Genomic DNA, 18,265 nt, shown 5'->3' with positions numbered 1-18,265 from the left:
GACACATTAAAAGATTACTGATAGAGTATATTGTTAGTAAAATTATGCTTAGGTATCAGCATATTTTATCTCAGATATATTTTGTGTTATTCTAGCAAAATATACTACCAAATCTAATAAGGAGCGTGGCTGATGATTTCTATCGGTTTAGATGAAACTCTTTTTATCCAACTTTTCCTTCTTATTGTAGTCATTATTATGGCTAAGTTTTTATACCTTAACCCAGTAAAAGCTACTATTGAATCTAGAGATGAAAAGATTAAACAGCTTAAATTAACAGCAGATTCAGGGCTTGCATCTGTTGAAGATTCTAAAAAAGCTTACGAAGAAAAACTTGTTGCTGTCAGGGCAGAAATGTCTGCTTATCAAATTAAAATGAAAGATGAAGCAGCAAAGGAAGTTGAAGCTATTATTGCAGAAGCAAAAGCAGAAATTGCAAAATCTACAGATGTTTCCCGTAATGAGTTAAAACAGTCTTATGAAGCTGCTAAACAGACATTACAAAAAGAAGTAAAAGATATTAGTGAAATAATATACAAAACCATTTCTGGTAATGTGGCATAAAAGGGGGAGCAGGTGAAAAAAGCATTTTTATTAACAGCTTTGCTTTCTTTTCCATTAACTGCATTTGCTGCTGGTGGTGAGCTTGACTGGAAAACATTTGGCTGGCGTGTTGCAATGTTTGTTATTTTCGCAGCACTTTTATATTTTCTTACAGCTAAAAGAATCAAAGCTATGCTTATCCAAAGAACTGAAGATATTAAAGCAGCACTTGCTGAGGCTGAAACTGCAAAAGATGAGGCTATGGCTAAAGTAAAGCAGTATGAAGCTAAAATGGCAGAGCTTGAAAAAGAGCTTGAAGAAATGAAAGCAAATGCTAAAAAAGCAGCAGAATCAGAAAGAGAATATATGATTGCTGATGCTAAAAAGCATGTTGAACAAATGAAACAGTTTGCTATTAATATGATAGAGTCAGAAAAAGAGCGTGCTATACAAGAGCTGCACCATGAAGCTGTAGAGTTGGCAGCAAATCAGGCAGAGCAAAAACTTATTAAAGAAATAAGCGGCGGTAAAGCTGCTAAAATATTAGATGAATACGTTAAGCGTATAGGGGAGTAGCAGGTGAGTAACAATACTATTGCGCGTCGTTATGCAGGTGCTTTTTTCTCATACATTAACCAAAACCATGCATCAAGTGCAGCAAAAATATGGGAAGAGTTTTCTGCTCTTGCGTCTCTTTGCAGCACAAGCAGTGATTTTGCTAATGTGATAAAAAACCCAACTATCTCTAATGATGAAAAACTTGCTATATTTTCAGCATTAAAAAAGTCAGGCAGAATATCTGATGAGCTGTATAAATTTATAGCTGTTTTAATTGAGAAAAAGCGTCTTACATTATTTGCTGATATTGAGAAATCTGTTCAACAGTTTATCATGGAAGCAGAAAACAAAGTTGAAGCAGAGGCAGTATTTGCTGAGGCTGCAAATGATGCAGTTAAAAAAGAACTTGTTAAAAGATTAGAGCATTTAACAGGCAAAACTATTGTATTAAAAGACAAGATTGACCCATCAGTTATTGGTGGTGTGAAAGTGAAGCTTGGAAGCAGACTTTATGATGCTACAATCAAAGGTCAGCTTGACAAATTAAAAGCATCATTAATATAAGATTTGTTAAACTTATGGTTTCATAAGTAAAAGAATATATTCAAGGAGCATGGCTTTATGCACATAAAAGCGGAAGAAATAAGCCAGATCATACGCGACCAAATCAAAGATTTTGATAAAAAGGTTGCTATGGAGGAAGTTGGCACCGTAATCAGCGCAGGCGATGGTATTGCAAAAATTTACGGGCTTGACAATGTTATGGCTGGGGAATTAGTTGAGTTTCCTGGCGGTATTTATGGTATGACATTGAACTTAGAGGAAGACAATGTCGGTGTTGTTGTTATGGGTGATTATCTTGGTATTAAAGAAGGTGATACTGTAAAACGCACAGGTAAAATTGCATCTGTTCCTGTTGGTGAGGAACTTGTAGGCAGGGTTGTAAATGCCCTTGGTCAGCCAATTGACGGCAAAGGTCCTATCAATGCTAAAAAAACAGATGTTATTGAGAAAGTTGCTCCTGGTATCGTATTAAGAAAACCAGTTCATGAACCAGTTCAAACAGGTGTTAAAGCGATTGACTCAATGATACCTATAGGCAGAGGTCAAAGGGAGCTTATCATTGGTGACCGCCAGACTGGTAAAACTGCAATTGCTCTTGATACTATTATCAACCAAAAAGGGCAGAATATGATTTGTGTTTATGTTGCAATAGGTCAAAAACGCTCAACAGTTGCACAAGTTGTTCAAACATTAGAAGAGCATGGTGCTATGGATTATACAATTGTTGTGGCAGCAACAGCTTCTGACCCTGCTCCACTTCAATTTATTGCTCCTCTTGCAGGATGCACAATGGGTGAATATTTCAGAGATAATGGCAAACATGCTCTTTTAATCTATGATGATTTATCTAAGCATGCTACAGCTTACAGACAGATGTCATTATTACTTCGCCGCCCACCGGGTCGTGAAGCATATCCTGGTGATGTATTCTACTTACATTCTAGATTATTAGAAAGAGCTGCTAAATTAAATGATGATTTAGGTGCTGGCTCATTAACAGCACTGCCAATTATTGAAACACAAGCAGGGGATGTTTCTGCATATATCCCAACAAATGTTATTTCTATCACAGATGGGCAGATATTCTTAGAGACAGACCTTTTTAACTCTGGTTTCCGTCCAGCTGTTAATGCAGGTATTTCAGTTTCTCGTGTTGGTGGTTCTGCTCAAATTAAAGCAATGAAACAAGTTGCTGGTAAACTTCGTCTTGAGCTTGCTCAATACAGAGAAATGGCAGCATTTGCTCAGTTTGGCAGTGACTTAGACCCAGCTACTCAGAAACAGCTTACTCGCGGAAGTCGTTTAATGGAGCTTTTGAAACAAAATAAAAACAAACCATTCCCAGTTGAAGAACAAGTTGCTGTTATATTTGCAGCAATTAATGGCTACTTAGATGATATAGAAGTTAAAGATGTTAGAAAGTTTGAACAGGACTATCTATCATATCTTAAATCTAGTGGTTTAGGCATACTGGAAGAAATTGCAGAGAAAAAAGCTATTTCTGATGATTTAACTAATAAAATGAAATCTGCTTTAGAAACATTTAAAAAACAATTTACTGCATAAAATGACCACAGAGCAATCTGTAAGTATGCTCACTGATAATTTTAGGAGATTAGGAGCTTTTAATGGCTAGTGCACGCGATATTAAACGAAAAATAAATTCTGTCAGCAATACGCAAAAGATAACAAAAACTATGAAAATGGTTTCTGCTGCTAAAATGCGTAAAGCTATTGAGGCTATGCAGTCAGCACGCCCTTATACAGATAAACTGGCAGAACTGATACAAGAAATTTCTAACCGTGCAGGCGGCAATACAGAACATGCTTTTTTTGAAGCAAAAGAAGTGCATACAATATATCTTGTTGTTGTAACAAGTGATAAAGGCTTATGTGGTGCTTTTAACTCAAATGTATTAAAAGCGGCATATAACTTTGCAAAAGAAAATAAAGACAAAACTATAAAAATAGTTCCTGTTGGCAAGCGTGCATTTGATTTTTTTGCTAAGCGTGGTTTTGAAATTGTTGAGAAGTGGATTGGTTTTGGCGGTAAATATAGTTTTAATGATGCTGTTGATGCAGGCAGGCTTATTTCTAAGTCCTTCATTAATGGTAACGCTGATGAAGTTCATCTTATATATAATGAATTTAAATCTACTTCTTCCCAGTTAGTTAGAATTAAAAAATTATTACCTCTTGCAGTTGAGAGTGGTTCAGAGCCAAAATATCCAGATTTTGAATATGAACCTGATGTAAATGTTCTGTTAGACAGTTTACTGCCTCAATTTATAAATACAAGTATATTCCAAAGTATGCTTGAATCAGTTGCCGGAGAACATGGTGCAAGAATGGTTGCTATGGATAATGCAACTAGAAGTGCCGGTGAAATGATTAAAAAGCTTGTTCTTAACTATAATAAAACAAGACAAGCTGCTATTACTACAGAGCTGTTAGACATTGTCAACGGTGCTGAAGCATTAAAATAATTAGGAGAACATTCATGGCTGAAAATACAGGCAAAATCCTTCAAATTATCGGACCTGTTGTAGATGTTCAATTTTCTACTGGCAAACTGCCGGAAATCTACAACGCTCTTGTAATTGAAGATAAAGCTCAAAAAAGAAGTGTTATATGTGAAGTAGCACAGCACCTTGGTGAAGATATGGTTCGTGCTGTTGCGATGGCTTCTACTGATGGTTTAGTTAGAGGTATGGAAGTTTCTAATACTGGCAAACCTATATCTGTTCCAGTTGGTAAAGAAGTTCTTGGTCGTATATTAAATGTTGTTGGAGAACCTGTTGATAACAGAGGTCCAATCAATGCTGGTGCTACAAGAGCTATTCACCAGCCTACTCCAGCACTTGAAGATCAGGAAACAAGTGTTGCTATCCTTGAAACTGGTATTAAAGTAATTGACTTACTTGAGCCATATACTAAAGGTGGTAAAACTGGTCTTTTTGGTGGTGCAGGTGTTGGTAAAACAGTTATTATTATGGAGCTTATCCATAATATTGCTCATGGTCATGGTGGTTACTCAGTATTTGCGGGTGTTGGTGAAAGAACTCGTGAAGGTAATGACCTTTTTTTAGAAATGACAGAATCAAATGTTATAGATAAAGTTTCTCTTGTATATGGTCAGATGAATGAATCACCTGGTGCTCGTATGAGGGTTGCACTTTCTGCACTTTCTATTGCAGAGCATTTTAGAGATGAAGGTCAGGATGTATTATTATTTGTAGATAACATTTTCCGTTTCTCTCAAGCAGGTAGTGAAGTTTCTGCTCTTTTAGGTCGTATGCCGTCTGCTGTTGGTTATCAGCCAACATTAGGAACAGAAATGGGTGAATTACAAGAGCGTATTACATCAACTAAAAAAGGCTCCATTACATCAGTTCAAGCTGTATATGTGCCTGCTGATGACTTGACTGACCCAGCACCAGCAACAACATTTGCTCACCTTGATGCAAAAACAGTTCTTTCCCGTGCTATTGCAGAAATCGGTATTTATCCAGCAGTTGACCCACTTGATTCTACATCAAGAATATTGGACCCTGCCTATGTTGGTGAAGAACATTATCATGTTGCTCGTGGTGTTCAGGCAGTATTGCAGCGTTATAAAGAGTTGCAGGATATTATTGCAATATTAGGTATGGAAGAATTATCTGATGATGATAAATTAACTGTTGCAAGAGCAAGAAAAATCCAAAGATTTTTATCTCAGCCTTTCCATGTTGCAGAACAGTTTACTGGTGCACCTGGTAAATATGTATCATTAAAAGACACTATTAATGGCTTTAAAATGATATTAGAAGGAAAATGCGATGAAATACCTGAGCAGTTATTCCTTATGAAAGGCGGAATTGATGAAGTTTTAACTGCTTTTGAGCAGTCTAAACAAGGAAAATAATTATGGCTGATAAATTGTTTCTTGAACTTGTTTCACCTGAAAAGTTACTTGTATCATCAGAGGTAGATAATGTTTTTGCTGTTGGGTTATGCGGTGCATTTGGTTTATATCCAGATCACTCCCCATTTTGCACAGAGTTAGTGCCTTGTGTGCTTACCTATGCAATAGGTCAAGAAACATTTAAGGTTATAGTATCTAAAGGGTTTCTTGCAGTAGCAGATAATAAAGTTAATGTATTAGTTGAAAAAGCAGTATATGTGAAAGACATTGATGCTGCAAAAATTAAAGCTGAGTATGATGTATTAAGTGCAGAGTTAGCTGGTGAAATAGCTGACAATGATATCCGCAGGGAAAAAGAAACTGCATTAAAATTCTGCGAAACAGCTTTAAATAATTAATATTCATTATATTTGATATATAAAAGGGTGCTTTTTAAGCACCCTTTTTTTAGTAAAATGTTTAAGTTTATGAAAATATACATTATCAATACTATATTATTTTTTATTAATTATATTGCTTTTAAGGTTTTAAAAAATATTTTAGAAATTAATAATACTAATAGCAAATATACAATAAAAATAAAAACGAAGTATAACCTTTCATGCAAAGAAGTATTAAGAGCATTAGTTTATGATTAAAGTATTAATTTATGTAATATTGATGTAATTAAAAAATAATAGAAATGGCAGATTTATTTAAAGCAAGTATTCGTGATAATTTTATAAGTATAGAAAAAATAATCAATAAATATTTTTTATGATTATTGTATATATATTTCATCTATTAAATAAGATTATATTATTTCTAACAATATAATTCATTTTGAGCCTGAATTTAAAGGCAAAAAATCTAAATTGCATATATTGCAATAGTGTATAATATATTTAAATTATTACATTTTTAGATATGAACTTACCCAAAAATTTTGAACTAAGCCACCTTAATAAATTTATTATCCTGTAAAGGTGTAAGTCCATTAGCTTTTATTCTGTAATTATTATAGAAATCAATATATTTTTCAAGTTCATATTTAAACTGTTCTATATTTTTGAATTTGTTAATATAAACAAATTCACATTTTAAAGTAGCAAAGAAACTTTCCATAACAGCATTATCATAGCAGTTGCCACGCCTTGACATACTCTGCTCTATATTATAGGACTTTAATAAATTTCTAAACTCATTAGCATGATATAATATGCCCTGGTCTGAATATATCATTAACCCTGTTGTATCTTTTGTTTTATCTATTGCCTGTTTTAAATTATCTATTACCATTTCTTCATTATTATATTTACTTATGCTGTATGCTTTGATTTCTCTGTTATATAAATCCATTATGACTGATAAGTTCAACTTCTCATTATTTATTTTTATCTCTGTTACATCTGTTACCCATTTTAATGCTGGTCTATCACTTGTAAATTCTCTATTTAATTTATTCTAACATATACATGATACAATAGATAATTGCACTAAATATTACGAAATATCATATAATCCAAAGTTAAATAAGGCATTGTGTATAGATGGACAAATATCAAGAAGAAACCCCTTTAGTGCAAAGATAATAATGACAAATAAATAAATCTTTTATTAAATTAGTTAGATGAAATGAAATTTTTAATCAGTGACTTTAAATTAGATATAATCTTAACAAGTTTAGATGAAACATTAAATGAATAAATATAAATGATAAACCATACTATATGTATGTAAATAAAACAGGAGAAATATTTGAGAGCAAAATAAGCAATGGCAGAGCATCCTTTTATTATAACCCAGAGGAAACAAACAGTAACCAGAAAGTATTGTTTTCTTTTAATAAGGCAGATTTTGCAAGTAAAAAAGCAGCTAACAGCAAAAGTTTAGATTTTATGCTGATAAATAAGACAGACAGGAAAAATAAAAAAGCAGAAAGAACTTTTAATATAAATTTAATGGATGTGTTTCATAATGTTATAGATAAAATAGAACTTGTTAATATAGATGAGTTATCTGCAAAAGATGATTTTTTTATCTGTGAACATCATTTTAATGTTCATACATCTTCAGAGTATATAGATAAAATCCAATGGGGATATTTTACTATACCACTCAATCAATTAAATATACTGTATGATAAAGATAAAATATTAAATTGTAAAGAAATAGAATATATCAATACAGGAGATTATTTTCATTTTACACCAAGCAGTATATTTAATGAAGAAAAAAGAAAACAGCTGCATCAAAATCAAGAGATAGTAATAGTAGCTGCAATATATAATAAATCATTAATATTTCTTAAAGGTTTGAAAGGATATAATTTTTATATAATCTTTCCTGATAAAAAACCGATATTTAATAAGCTTTACTTATCAGAAAAATATACATCCTATTATGGCAGGTCATTGTATGTTATCAATGTTGAAAATGAAGCAGAATATTTATACAATAAAGACCCAGAATTATGCTTGAAAGGTAATCCAAAAGATGATAATATTAAAAAACTATATACTTTTGGCATAAAAATAGAAGCCGACAATTATGATAATAATTTCAACCATTTTTCATATGGTATAGCAGGTTTGAAATGGTTAAAAATCACTATACGAACAGATTTAAAATCAAATTACAAGAAAGAAGATGATAATAATAGAGAAATATGGGAATTATCGTTAAAAGAAGCCTGCAAAGAAATAATAGATAAATATAAAAATAATCCATTAGATATAGATTTTGCATCCTTTAGCACAGATAAAATAGAAGTTACAGGTAATGTGAGTGTTATAGCAGCAACAGAGTATATCTCTAAATCTGTTTCAGAAATAAAAGAAGCATATCAAAGAAAGATTATTTACAATAAAGTAAAAAATATTTATTATTATGTGCTAAATAATAGCGAGCAGGAATGTGCAGTTATCTTATGTCCATTTGTAGAAAGGGCAGTATTAGAACAAGGTAAATATATTCAGCTTGGTTTTGATGCAGTTGATGTAGCAAATTATATGGCAGGGGAAATTGAAAATAATTTAAAAAGCAGTGTTGCTCAAGATATTATAAGGTTCTCAAATCCATTTTATGATATGATACCGTTATATGGAACAGCTCAACCATATTTTTTATTTTATGAAGCAGTTAAAACAGATAGTTTTTGGGACCATAAGTGGCAGTTATCAGCCTTGTTTCCAAGTATGGGCTTATCAAGGCGTTATCATCATGTATATATAGATAAAGAAATCCCATATGATGTATGGTCAAATATAGATTTTGGTGTGGCAGGTAAATATTGTAGATTTAGTGAAAATACATTGTTAGATGGAGCAGATTTAGCTCAGAAAGAATCTAATCATTCTTTCACAAAAGGTGATACGCAATGTGATAAAGCAGCTATTAAAATAGGTTTTTCTATATATGATAAATATGTAAAAGGCAGTTTTATAAATGCTTATGATATATTATCATATATAGTTGGTAATGATCTTTTGAAATATTATTTTCAAAATGGAGAGTGTCCAGATGAATAAAATAAAAAATTTTTTTCGTTCAATGTTATTTCAGATATACTATATTCTATTTATATTCATTATTACATCTGATGTCTTATATATAGGTATATTACTATTTTTCTATACCGATGTAAAAGGATTTATCGTTGGTTTATTAGACCCTTATATTGCAGTATATTTTGTTAGTATAATTCACATATGTTACTCTTTTATAATATTATACTAAGTAGGAATAAAATATGAATAACAACAAAAAAACTTTAAAAAAAATTTTATTTTTAATTATCACAGGTCCTCCATCACTTTTTTTTTGGTTTCTTATAATTACATCTTTTGTAACTCATACAAATATTACTATAAGTCCGCAACTTTCTGAACAAACAGTGTTAAGCTTATGTGATAATTTATCTAATTTAGCAATAACAGGTAATTCAAATTTTAAAGATAATAGATTTCATTTAGTATTTTGTGATAATCAAAATAAATCAGGTTGTTATTATAATTTTGATTTATTTCAAAATAAAGCTATTGCTTACATTACATATAAAGGTATTTTTTCAAAGTATGTTGATGTTTCTTCTATAAAATTTTACTATGATACAATAGATAACTGCACAAGATATTATGAAATATCATATAATAAAGAGTCAAATAAGGCATTATGTATAGATGAAGAAATATCAAGAACTAATCCCTTTAGTGCAACGATAATAAGAACAAATAAATAAATCTTTTATTAAATTAGTTAGATGAAATGAAATTTTTAATCAGTTAGATATAACCTTAACAAGTTTAGATGAAACATTGAATGAAGAATATATAAATGATAGATTATACTATATGTATGTAAATAAAACAGGAGAAATATTTGAGAGCAAAATAAGCAATGGCAGAGCATCCTTTTATTATAACCCAGAAGAAACAAACAGTAACCAGAAAGTATTGTTTTCTTTTAATAAGGCAGATTTTGCAAGTAAAAAGGCAGCTAACAGTAAAAGTTTAGATTTTATGCTGATAAATAAGACAGACAGGAAAAATAAAAAAGCAGAAAGAACTTTTAATAAAAATAAGGGAGATATACCACAAGATATAATATCTGGAATTGAATTATATAATATAGAAGAAATAGCAGCAAGTAAAGTTAATAGATTAAGTTTAGAGCATAAATTTAAAGCATATAGTAATGTAGAAGATACAAATAAAATAAAATGGGGCTATATGTTATTAAATAACAGGGAATTAAAATCTTTATCAAATATTACAGTTTTAAAACCCTCAATTAAGCTTTATGAGAAATTTCACCAACTATCAGAGACTGGAGAGATAATATCAATAATTCCAAATAAAATATTATCCAAAGATGAAGTAAAACAAATAGAGAACAATAATTATGTATTTGTTCCTATCCCATATTTTAATATTAATTATATAGATATTAGAAATTTTAATAATAATATAAATGGTATAAAAATTAGTGATAATAAAATAGAACAAATAGATTTGCCATTAAATTTTTATATTGTAGTTGATGAATTTGGTAAAAATGGGTTTCTAGTAAGATATACATACAAAACAGTAGAATATGCCATAAGTTATCATTCAAATGGAGAATTAATAGGCTTTAAAGCAGATTTGAAAGTATTTCCTGAGAAATATGGTTTATATGCAGTTAGTCCAGAATCTGGCAATAGTATTGTTAGTCATGTAAGGGGAACCACTAAAAATAGTCAATATGTTTCTGCATCAACATTATCAAACGGTGCAGAGAGATTTAATATAAATGGCAGTAGCAAAAAATTATATATTGATATTAATAAATTAAAACAGTCAGGAGCAACACTTATTTCTACAGAAGAAATTTCAGAAGCTTTTATTGATGCTAATAAAAAGTTAATGAATAAAAATAAAGTTGATATACATGCTGTTATACGAAATAACGACGCAAGACATAAAGCAATAGTTGACCAAGAAGTGCTTGTTAAGGGTGCAGATAAAAAATCCATAGATGCAGTTATGAGACCATATCAGTATAAGACAGGTATGGTTGCAAAGAACATGTTATATCCAGTTGCCATCATCATAACAATACAAGAATTAGCAACGGCGACAAAACAATCTATAGAAACTAATTCTGTAAATCCACTTACAAAAGAATTAACAAAGCAAGTAAGCGGTTGGGGCTGTGCATGGATTGGTGCAAAAATTGGAGCATCTATAGGATCAGGCATACCATTTGCTGGAACAGTAATAGGAGGAATAGTTGGTTCTTTCATTGGTGGATTATGGGGTTACTATGGAACAGAGCTTTTTATAGATTGATAAAAAGGAGGATTGGTGGAAAATCAACATTTTAAATTAAACAATATAGTATATAAAGTTAAATCTGGCATCAAGAGTGTAATAAGAATATGCATTTTATTATCTTTATTATATATTTCAGCTGAAATATTTCCGTCATTAAGAACTGCAAAAGGACAATTGGTTTTTGGATTTATAATTTTAATTGTTTTGCTTACAAGTAGTATAATACTGGGTAAACTTGATGATATTGATATAAGGAGCTATATAAAAGATATAAAAATATATGGTATAAAAAAAGGTAGAAAGTATAAACCATATATATATACTGACATTGATGAATATCCAAAAGTATATCTTTTTAAGGTAGCATGCTTATATAGATATAATAGAATTATCATAACAGATAAGTTTTTAGATACAGGCATAAATATAGTAAATATAATAAAAACATATATTCCTGAAGCGAATGATAAGTCATTATCTAATGTTTTATCGTATATAAATATTAATTATAAAAAGCGTGTGAATAAAGATGCAGGCATAGAACGAGGTAAAATGCAGTTAAAGTTTGAAAATCAAGATACAGTCTTGTTTTTAGCAGTATATCAGCTTTATGGTTATGGAGATATAGAAAGAACTTATGAAATGCAGCAAGTATATGAAATAATAACCAATAATAATGAGTTGTTACATGCTGTAAAAGAGTTAAAATTATCATCAATATTTTTATATGAAGTTCCACTGCCATGGGATCCTGATTATGTAGAAATAAAAGATGAAGAAAGTGATGAATTATATAAACTAAAATATCAGACAATAGAAGAATTATTTTGTGAATTAGATAAAGCAGGATATGAAAGATGGAAAGAATATGTATTAAATTTCTTTAATGAATTTGATAAATTAAGCATAGAAAAAGCGAAAGAGTTTTTAAAATTAACGGATTATGAAGTTCCAGAAGAATGGTATGATATATTAATGAACAAAAAATACTTAAAATATACAGAAAAATATAAACAAATATCTAAATGATAAACCATATTATATGTATGTAAATAAAACATGCGAGATATTTGAGAGCAAAATAAGCAATGGCAGAGCATTCTTTTATTTATATCGTGATAAGATATTTTTTAGTCAAATGATGAGATAAGGAAACATAAAAATCGTGAAAAAAAGTTAAAATTGTTTTAAGTTTTTGAAAATTGCATAGCCATTGTATAGTTGTTGCATAGTCCTGCAACATGCTTATCTCACCCACTTATAGTTATAGATATTATTCCATTGTTTTCACTGTTTAATTTAAATATAATATGCTTAGTATTAAACTAATCAGTTAAACGAACAGTTTTCAGTTATACCTTTGCTCATAATGAATACAAAAAGAGAAAATTTAAACTAAATTAGGTCTTACTGAGAGTGATAAGGCGAAGTATCTAAAAGATTAGATATTTTAAATATATTATGCACTGCTGTTATATATAATTTAAATTTTTCGCCTTTAAAATCAAGCTCAAAATGACTTATAGCGTGAAAACTGTATGTCAATACTGGTGGACTTACACAAAATTTTTGGATAAGACCAATTATGTAAAATATATATATTTGCTGCACTTATATAATGTGGAAAAATATTTTCCACATTATAAAGTTAATTTATTATTTTATTTCAGTTCCTGTTTCTGAAATAGCTTTTTGTAGTTTTTCTTCATCTTCACTTGCAAGAGATGTTTGAATAATTGTGCCACCAGTTCCTTTTAACTCTGCTAATGCTTTATCGCTTAAATCAGAGTGAAGAAGAATAAAAAGTGTAGATGTGCCGGGTTTCATTTGCTCTGCCAGCTGTTTCATAAAATTATCATCTATACCTATGTCGCTTAATGCACCGCTTACTGCTCCAGCTGCACCACCTATTGCAAACCCAAGCAGTGGATTTAAAAAGATTGCACCAATAAGCATACCCCAGAAACCACCACCTAATGCACCAAATGCAGTTAAATTATTCATCTGGCGAAGTTTTACTTTACCATCTTGTTTTTTTACAGCAACAACAGCATCTTCTAATTCTACAAGATAACTTTTCTGCATTTTCAAAAAATCAAGCCTGACCTGTTCAGCTTTTAATTCATCATCATAAGAAACAACTATTAATTTACTCATATTCTACTCCTTTGTATTATTTGATATAAAATTTGACAAATTATAATATATAGTGTCAATATATATAAAAATTATACTTTTTTTATACTTATTTATTTTATAGCAGTGTTTATATTACTTATAAACAATATTATTTATAAAAACATATATTTTGAATGAGAAAGATTTTTTATTTTATTACTTGTTTTATCAAGTATCATAATAATAATTTTATCCTGCTCAAAAGGTATTTCCCATATAACCCTGTTTTCATTTTTATAATAATGCAGACCTATGGCAGAAATTTTATCTTCTAAATTTACTTTATTTTTTTTATTATCTGCAGGCATTGGTATAACTCTTGTGGAGTAAATAAAGTCATATCCTGCAAAAGCTGAGCCTTCTTCAAAAATATTGCCTTTCATCTGCATTTTTAATGTGGAATTAATAATATTGCCTGTAATATTTAAATCAATAGTTACTTGACCTTTGCTGCCTGTAATAGAGTTTTTATCATCTGAATCTATAAATATTCGCTTATCTTTTAATATGACAAACCTTTCTATTTCATAAGTGCCGTTAAGACTTACAGGATTTTCTATAATATTTATTGTCATAGGCTCAGAAATTTCTGCAAAAGCAAAAGTATAGTTTGCCAGCATTACAAGAAGTATTAAAATAACATGCATATTATTCCTCAATAATTATAAAAGGCTTTTTATCTATTATAGTAGAAATATCGTTTTTCTTTTCCAGTTTTAAAATAAGAGTATATCCTTTTTCAAACGGCATTTCCCATATTAAGTCTTCATGGTCATATATTGTCATACCTATTGAGGAAAGAGCACTGGAAAGTGATGTGCCAGATGGTCTTTGTGCTGTAAAAGTCTGGCTGTCATACAAAAAAGAATAATTAGATATTTCTGCCCGTTTAAAAGCAGGACCTACCATCTGCATTTTATATATTAAATCAACAGCAACATTATTCTGGCTTATTTTCATATTGATTGTTGCAATACCTTTATCATCATATACATCATAACTGTTGCTGGAATCAAGCAGTGTATTATCGCTGTTTCTAATAATTAACCTTTCTACTTTATAAGTGCCGTTAAAGCTTAATGGGTTTGTTAATGATATAGGCACAGGAACTCCTGCATATCTGCTTTTTTGTGCAAATCCAGCAGAACAAAAGATTATTATTAAAAGGCTGGATAATATTAATTTTTTCATATTGTTACTCCATTATGATATATAGTCGTTTATAATAAAAAAAAGTTACACTATTCTTGTATTTTTGTAAAATATTCTTTTATTTTTTCTGCTTCATCATAAGATACTATTCTAACAGAATTTTCACTGTTTCTTTTCATAGCACTGTATGTAAAATTATGACTGCCTGTATAAATAATTTTATCATCAATTAAGCATAGTTTTGCATGCAGTTTTTTACTTTCATTATCAAATAAGACTTTTATACCATATTTTTCTAAATATGCTGCAGTATTTGTGTTATATTTGTTTGACAAGTCATCTTTATCACTTGATTTTTCAAAAATTATAGTAACATTTACATTTCTTTTTGCTGCATTAATAAATGCAGAAGTAATCAGTGGCACAGGCTCTTCCAAATTGTTAATATTATAGTTATCTATTTTATACATAAATAAAGCACATATAATACTTTTTTCTGCTTTTGCTGTATCTGATATGAAAGAAGCGATGTATTCATTATCATTTAATATTTTAAAAGAACCTTCCTGCAAATCAGATTTTGAAATAATATTTGCAATAAGGATAAAAAGTGCAAAAAGAACAGGGGAGATAATTTTTAATATACTAATTAAATAGCTGTAATTTTTTCTATCTCTTGCCATATCTGCTCTTTCCCTGTGCCTGTAACAGCGGAAAAAACAATCAGATTTTCTTTTGAAATAAGTGTTTTTTCAGATATTATTTTTATCTGCTTTGTTTTTTCATTATTTGATAGTTTATCAGATTTTGTCAGCACTGCAATTAATGGAACATTTCTTGACTGCATAGCAGCTATCATTTTCATATCATCATCATTAGGAACACGCCTTATATCAAGAAGAAGCACACATAAGGCTAAGTTTTTTCTATTAGCAAAATAATATTCTATTACTTTTCCCCATGATGCTCGCTCTGATTTAGAAACAGCAGCATATCCATAGCCCGGTAAATCTGTGAAAATATATTTTTCACCAATATTAAAAAAATTTACAAGTCTTGTTTTCCCCGGAGTATTGCCTACTTTTACAAGATTTTTACGGCTTAATATTTTATTAATCATTGATGATTTCCCTACATTACTTCTGCCTGCAAAGCATATTTCAGGTAAATCACTTTTTATAAACTGCTCAGGTTTTGCTGCAGATAAGATAAATGATGCATTCATCTATATAACACCTGTATTTTTCAGCAGATTATCTAAATCAAATGTTTCATTTTTTATAGAAAAAGCAGCTGCATTTTTATGGCCGCCACCGCCATTTCTTTCTGCAATATGGCGAATATCAACATCTTTTCTTGAACGGAGAGATATTTTTTTTGACTGAGCATTTATAAGCATTACATAATCAGAAATATCTTCACTTATGATATAGTTTCCAAGCTCTGAAGCATAACTTTCTGCAAAAACTACTGTAAAAGTTAAACCATCCTTATCTTTTAAAGTTTCAATATTTCTCATAGCTTTTTTAATATAGTTGTCTCGTCTTTCTTCTTCTAATTTAATAAGAAGTTTTTCTGTATCGGTAAAGCATTTATAGGGAGTAGATAAAAAGCGTTCTTCCATCCTTGTAATACCCATAAGGTTGAAAAGAACACTCATTTTTAAACTGTCTTCCCGCTTTAAAAACCACATATCAACATCATTAACACAGCGGGCAAATTCTTCATATTCTTCTGCTTTATAACCTTCTTTTAAAAGGTATTCATAAGTAAGTAGTGTTGCACATTTTGTAATATTGTGGTATGTAAAATGAAAATCTTTTAATGCTTCACTGCTTGCATGATGGTCAATAATTAATACATCTTTCTCACCAGCCAGCATTTCTACAGTGCCATACTGCGGGGATACATCTGTTATTATAATCCTGTCATAGTATTGATAATTATCTTCAATATATCTGTCTATATCATCATAGCCAAGATATGCTGTTTTAATATTTCCAGACATAAATTTTTTAATTAATATTCCACAGCCTAAGCCGTCTAAATCGTTGTGAGAAATATGTAATGTCTGCATCTATTATCCTTATTTTTTATCCTGCGGCCAAGTTATTTTACCACCATTAGATGCAATAAAAGTAACAACTGCCATATTTATAACTGTAAAAATAGAATAGATTGATTTTAATGGGTTATATTTTAAAAATGAAACAAGTGTATCCCCAGCACCTAAAATATGACCTGCAGCTGTAAGCTCCATTTTACCAATTAATACTGCTGCAACACCAGTGATTAATAAAACTACTGAGCCAATCATTTTCTTTTTCAGAATAGAGTTTGCAAAGCCATTATAGTTAATATAAAAACTTAATGCACCAGAAGCTATTGCAGGAATTAAAAACAGTGTTCCAAATGCTGTTGCCACAAGTGATGTAGCTGCAAGGAAACTGCCTGATTTGCCGCCTAGAACAGCAGCAAGAACCTGCACAAAAAATGCCATACCAAACATACCAATAGAGAAGTGGATAATTTTTGGGTGTGGGTGGTTCTTTTTATACCACTGTCTTTTTGCCATCATTTTTTTATCCATATCAGAAAGCATACTTTCTGAATCAGGAACAACTGTTTCAGTATTTGTTTCCTGAGTTGTGCCATCTTCTAATATGTCAACTTCTTCAAAACGAAAAATATTTTGTTCTCCATGTGGGCTCATATCAATACTGTTTGTTAAATCTTCTCCTGCTTGAAATCTACCCATATGTCTGCCGCCTGTCCAGAAATCACTTTTTGATAAGTCATATACTTTGCCTTTATATCCAATATATGCAGGTTTACCATTTTCACCGTTAAATTCTTTTAATTGTTCTTTTGTCATTTTGTTCTCCTAATATTTGATACTTGCTTTATATATTATTATAAATTATTTTGCAAGGAAAATAGTAATAGTTATTATTTTTATTTAATACTTTCATAATATTCATTAATTTCTTCATATTTTTTAGCATATTTTTTTGAAAGCTGGCTTAAAAACCTGTCTTCTTCGCTGTATATACAGCCACAGTAGTTTTGTCTGTATATTTCAAGTTCTTTTGAAATATCTATGCCATTCTGCCAGCCTTCTCTAAAATCATAATAATAAAAAGGTATATTATATTTTTTTGCTGCTTTTTCTGCTGTTTCTTTTATAACTTCATGATTTTGCATTTTACTGTATAAAAGACTTGATGAAAATGCGTCCATTCTTAATTCTTTTGCTTTTTCTGCAGTTTTTAAAAGTCTTCTTTCATAACAGTATTTGCAGCGTTCATTTTCATGATAAACATTTTGGCGTAAAAATTCTACTAATCCATAATAATCTTCTACTATACATTTAATATTGTAATGTCTTGAAACAAGCACAGCTCCTTCCATACGCTTATAATATTCCTGAACAGGATGTATATTATGGTTAAAAAAATAAGTTGTAATATTATGCCCTTGAGCCTGCATGGTAATAACAGGATATATAGAGCATGGCCCGCAGCATTGATGTAATAATATATTCATTGAAAGTATTTACTATATAATT

19 protein-coding genes and 1 pseudogene are annotated in these 18,265 nt (G+C 30.1%); 11 read left to right on the top strand and 9 right to left on the bottom strand.

From position 1 onward, the window contains the following. Nucleotides 1-132 precede the first annotated feature (132 nt). From N508_RS03450 to atpC, 7 genes are all read left to right on the top strand, one after another. Nucleotides 133-564, top strand: a complete 432-nt coding sequence (locus N508_RS03450) for a F0F1 ATP synthase subunit B (RefSeq protein ID WP_023275008.1) — start codon at nt 133-135, stop codon at nt 562-564. Between the two features lie 12 nt (nt 565-576). Continuing rightward, nucleotides 577-1,119 carry a F0F1 ATP synthase subunit B gene (locus N508_RS03445; protein ID WP_023275007.1) on the top strand — a complete coding sequence of 181 codons (543 nt, stop codon included), beginning with the start codon at nt 577-579 and terminating at the stop codon, nt 1,117-1,119. Nucleotides 1,120-1,122: 3 nt separating this feature from the next. Beyond that, nucleotides 1,123-1,665 carry an ATP synthase F1 subunit delta gene (gene atpH, locus N508_RS03440; RefSeq protein ID WP_023275006.1) on the top strand — a complete coding sequence of 181 codons (543 nt, stop codon included), beginning with the start codon at nt 1,123-1,125 and terminating at the stop codon, nt 1,663-1,665. A 57-nt stretch (nt 1,666-1,722) separates the two neighbouring features. Beyond that, the gene (atpA, locus tag N508_RS03435; protein WP_023275005.1) at nt 1,723-3,231 is read left to right on the top strand and encodes a F0F1 ATP synthase subunit alpha; all 1,509 of its coding nucleotides are present in this window, start codon (nt 1,723-1,725) and stop codon (nt 3,229-3,231) included. Between the two features lie 62 nt (nt 3,232-3,293). Then, nucleotides 3,294-4,151: an ATP synthase F1 subunit gamma gene (gene atpG, locus N508_RS03430; protein WP_023275004.1), complete on the top strand. Its 858-nt coding sequence runs from the start codon at nt 3,294-3,296 to the stop codon at nt 4,149-4,151. A gap of 14 nt (nt 4,152-4,165) precedes the next feature. Next, complete coding sequence (atpD, locus tag N508_RS03425; protein ID WP_023275003.1) at nt 4,166-5,572, top strand: F0F1 ATP synthase subunit beta; 1,407 nt, start codon at nt 4,166-4,168, stop codon at nt 5,570-5,572. Between the two features lie 2 nt (nt 5,573-5,574). Then, on the top strand, nt 5,575-5,970 hold the full coding sequence (gene atpC / locus N508_RS03420; protein ID WP_023275002.1) for an ATP synthase F1 subunit epsilon: 396 nt from the start codon (nt 5,575-5,577) through the stop codon (nt 5,968-5,970). Nucleotides 5,971-6,502: 532 nt separating this feature from the next. Here the strand turns inward: atpC and N508_RS03415 are convergent. Beyond that, nucleotides 6,503-7,003, bottom strand: a pseudogene (locus N508_RS03415) (IS3 family transposase); the annotation flags it as partial. 278 nt (nt 7,004-7,281) lie between these two features. Between N508_RS03415 and N508_RS03410 the strand changes: the two are divergent. From N508_RS03410 to N508_RS03395, 4 genes are all read left to right on the top strand, one after another. Further along, nucleotides 7,282-9,081 (top strand): polymorphic toxin type 44 domain-containing protein, encoded by a 1,800-nt coding sequence (locus tag N508_RS03410; RefSeq protein WP_251930660.1) that lies wholly within the window; start codon nt 7,282-7,284, stop codon nt 9,079-9,081. 221 nt (nt 9,082-9,302) lie between these two features. Beyond that, nucleotides 9,303-9,791, top strand: a complete 489-nt coding sequence (locus N508_RS03405) for a hypothetical protein (protein ID WP_023274998.1) — start codon at nt 9,303-9,305, stop codon at nt 9,789-9,791. 76 nt (nt 9,792-9,867) lie between these two features. Beyond that, nucleotides 9,868-11,382: a hypothetical protein gene (locus tag N508_RS03400; RefSeq protein WP_040636501.1), complete on the top strand. Its 1,515-nt coding sequence runs from the start codon at nt 9,868-9,870 to the stop codon at nt 11,380-11,382. Between the two features lie 15 nt (nt 11,383-11,397). Then, entirely contained in the window at nt 11,398-12,396 is a 999-nt protein-coding gene (locus N508_RS03395; RefSeq protein ID WP_023274996.1) for a hypothetical protein, read from the top strand. A 627-nt stretch (nt 12,397-13,023) separates the two neighbouring features. Here N508_RS03395 and N508_RS03390 read toward each other — a convergent pair. From N508_RS03390 to N508_RS03355, 8 genes are all read right to left on the bottom strand, one after another. Next, nucleotides 13,024-13,524 (bottom strand): DUF1269 domain-containing protein, encoded by a 501-nt coding sequence (locus N508_RS03390; RefSeq protein ID WP_023274995.1) that lies wholly within the window; start codon nt 13,522-13,524, stop codon nt 13,024-13,026. Nucleotides 13,525-13,658: 134 nt separating this feature from the next. Continuing rightward, the gene (locus tag N508_RS03385) at nt 13,659-14,192 is read right to left on the bottom strand and encodes a hypothetical protein (protein WP_023274994.1); all 534 of its coding nucleotides are present in this window, start codon (nt 14,190-14,192) and stop codon (nt 13,659-13,661) included. Between the two features lies 1 nt (nt 14,193). Continuing rightward, entirely contained in the window at nt 14,194-14,736 is a 543-nt protein-coding gene (locus N508_RS03380; protein ID WP_023274993.1) for a hypothetical protein, read from the bottom strand. Nucleotides 14,737-14,786: 50 nt separating this feature from the next. After that, nucleotides 14,787-15,380: a phospholipase D-like domain-containing protein gene (locus N508_RS03375; RefSeq protein WP_023274992.1), complete on the bottom strand. Its 594-nt coding sequence runs from the start codon at nt 15,378-15,380 to the stop codon at nt 14,787-14,789. Next, a complete protein-coding gene (gene yihA / locus N508_RS03370) occupies nt 15,347-15,922 on the bottom strand; it encodes a ribosome biogenesis GTP-binding protein YihA/YsxC (protein WP_023274991.1) in 576 nt (191 codons plus the stop codon). The genes N508_RS03375 and yihA overlap by 34 nt, the downstream gene beginning before the upstream one ends. Continuing rightward, nucleotides 15,923-16,774 carry a DHH family phosphoesterase gene (locus N508_RS03365; RefSeq protein ID WP_023274990.1) on the bottom strand — a complete coding sequence of 284 codons (852 nt, stop codon included), beginning with the start codon at nt 16,772-16,774 and terminating at the stop codon, nt 15,923-15,925. 9 nt (nt 16,775-16,783) lie between these two features. After that, complete coding sequence (locus tag N508_RS03360) at nt 16,784-17,572, bottom strand: cytochrome b5 domain-containing protein (protein WP_023274989.1); 789 nt, start codon at nt 17,570-17,572, stop codon at nt 16,784-16,786. An 80-nt stretch (nt 17,573-17,652) separates the two neighbouring features. After that, on the bottom strand, nt 17,653-18,243 hold the full coding sequence (locus N508_RS03355; protein ID WP_023274988.1) for an epoxyqueuosine reductase QueH: 591 nt from the start codon (nt 18,241-18,243) through the stop codon (nt 17,653-17,655). Nucleotides 18,244-18,265 lie beyond the last annotated feature (22 nt).

Origin of the sequence: Mucispirillum schaedleri ASF457, from assembly GCF_000487995.2 — a bacterium.
Taxonomy (GTDB): domain Bacteria; phylum Chrysiogenota; class Deferribacteres; order Deferribacterales; family Mucispirillaceae; genus Mucispirillum; species Mucispirillum schaedleri.
Note: the sequence above shows the minus strand (reverse complement) of the source record. Positions and strands in the feature narration are given on the sequence as shown.

Bases quoted from the DNA above. Each gene is read 5' to 3' on its own strand.
- N508_RS03450 (WP_023275008.1), top strand. From the start codon at position 133: ATGATTTCTATCGGTTTAGATGAAACTCTTTTTATCCAACTTTTCCTT.
- atpA (WP_023275005.1), top strand. From the start codon at position 1,723: ATGCACATAAAAGCGGAAGAAATAAGCCAGATCATACGCGACCAAATC.
- atpG (WP_023275004.1), top strand. From the start codon at position 3,294: ATGGCTAGTGCACGCGATATTAAACGAAAAATAAATTCTGTCAGCAAT.
- atpD (WP_023275003.1), top strand. From the start codon at position 4,166: ATGGCTGAAAATACAGGCAAAATCCTTCAAATTATCGGACCTGTTGTA.
- atpC (WP_023275002.1), top strand. From the start codon at position 5,575: ATGGCTGATAAATTGTTTCTTGAACTTGTTTCACCTGAAAAGTTACTT.
- N508_RS03410 (WP_251930660.1), top strand. From the start codon at position 7,282: ATGTATGTAAATAAAACAGGAGAAATATTTGAGAGCAAAATAAGCAAT.
- N508_RS03405 (WP_023274998.1), top strand. From the start codon at position 9,303: ATGAATAACAACAAAAAAACTTTAAAAAAAATTTTATTTTTAATTATC.
- N508_RS03390 (WP_023274995.1), bottom strand. From the start codon at position 13,524: ATGAGTAAATTAATAGTTGTTTCTTATGATGATGAATTAAAAGCTGAA.
- N508_RS03385 (WP_023274994.1), bottom strand. From the start codon at position 14,192: ATGCATGTTATTTTAATACTTCTTGTAATGCTGGCAAACTATACTTTT.
- N508_RS03380 (WP_023274993.1), bottom strand. From the start codon at position 14,736: ATGAAAAAATTAATATTATCCAGCCTTTTAATAATAATCTTTTGTTCT.
- N508_RS03375 (WP_023274992.1), bottom strand. From the start codon at position 15,380: ATGGCAAGAGATAGAAAAAATTACAGCTATTTAATTAGTATATTAAAA.
- yihA (WP_023274991.1), bottom strand. From the start codon at position 15,922: ATGAATGCATCATTTATCTTATCTGCAGCAAAACCTGAGCAGTTTATA.
- N508_RS03365 (WP_023274990.1), bottom strand. From the start codon at position 16,774: ATGCAGACATTACATATTTCTCACAACGATTTAGACGGCTTAGGCTGT.
- N508_RS03360 (WP_023274989.1), bottom strand. From the start codon at position 17,572: ATGACAAAAGAACAATTAAAAGAATTTAACGGTGAAAATGGTAAACCT.
- N508_RS03355 (WP_023274988.1), bottom strand. From the start codon at position 18,243: ATGAATATATTATTACATCAATGCTGCGGGCCATGCTCTATATATCCT.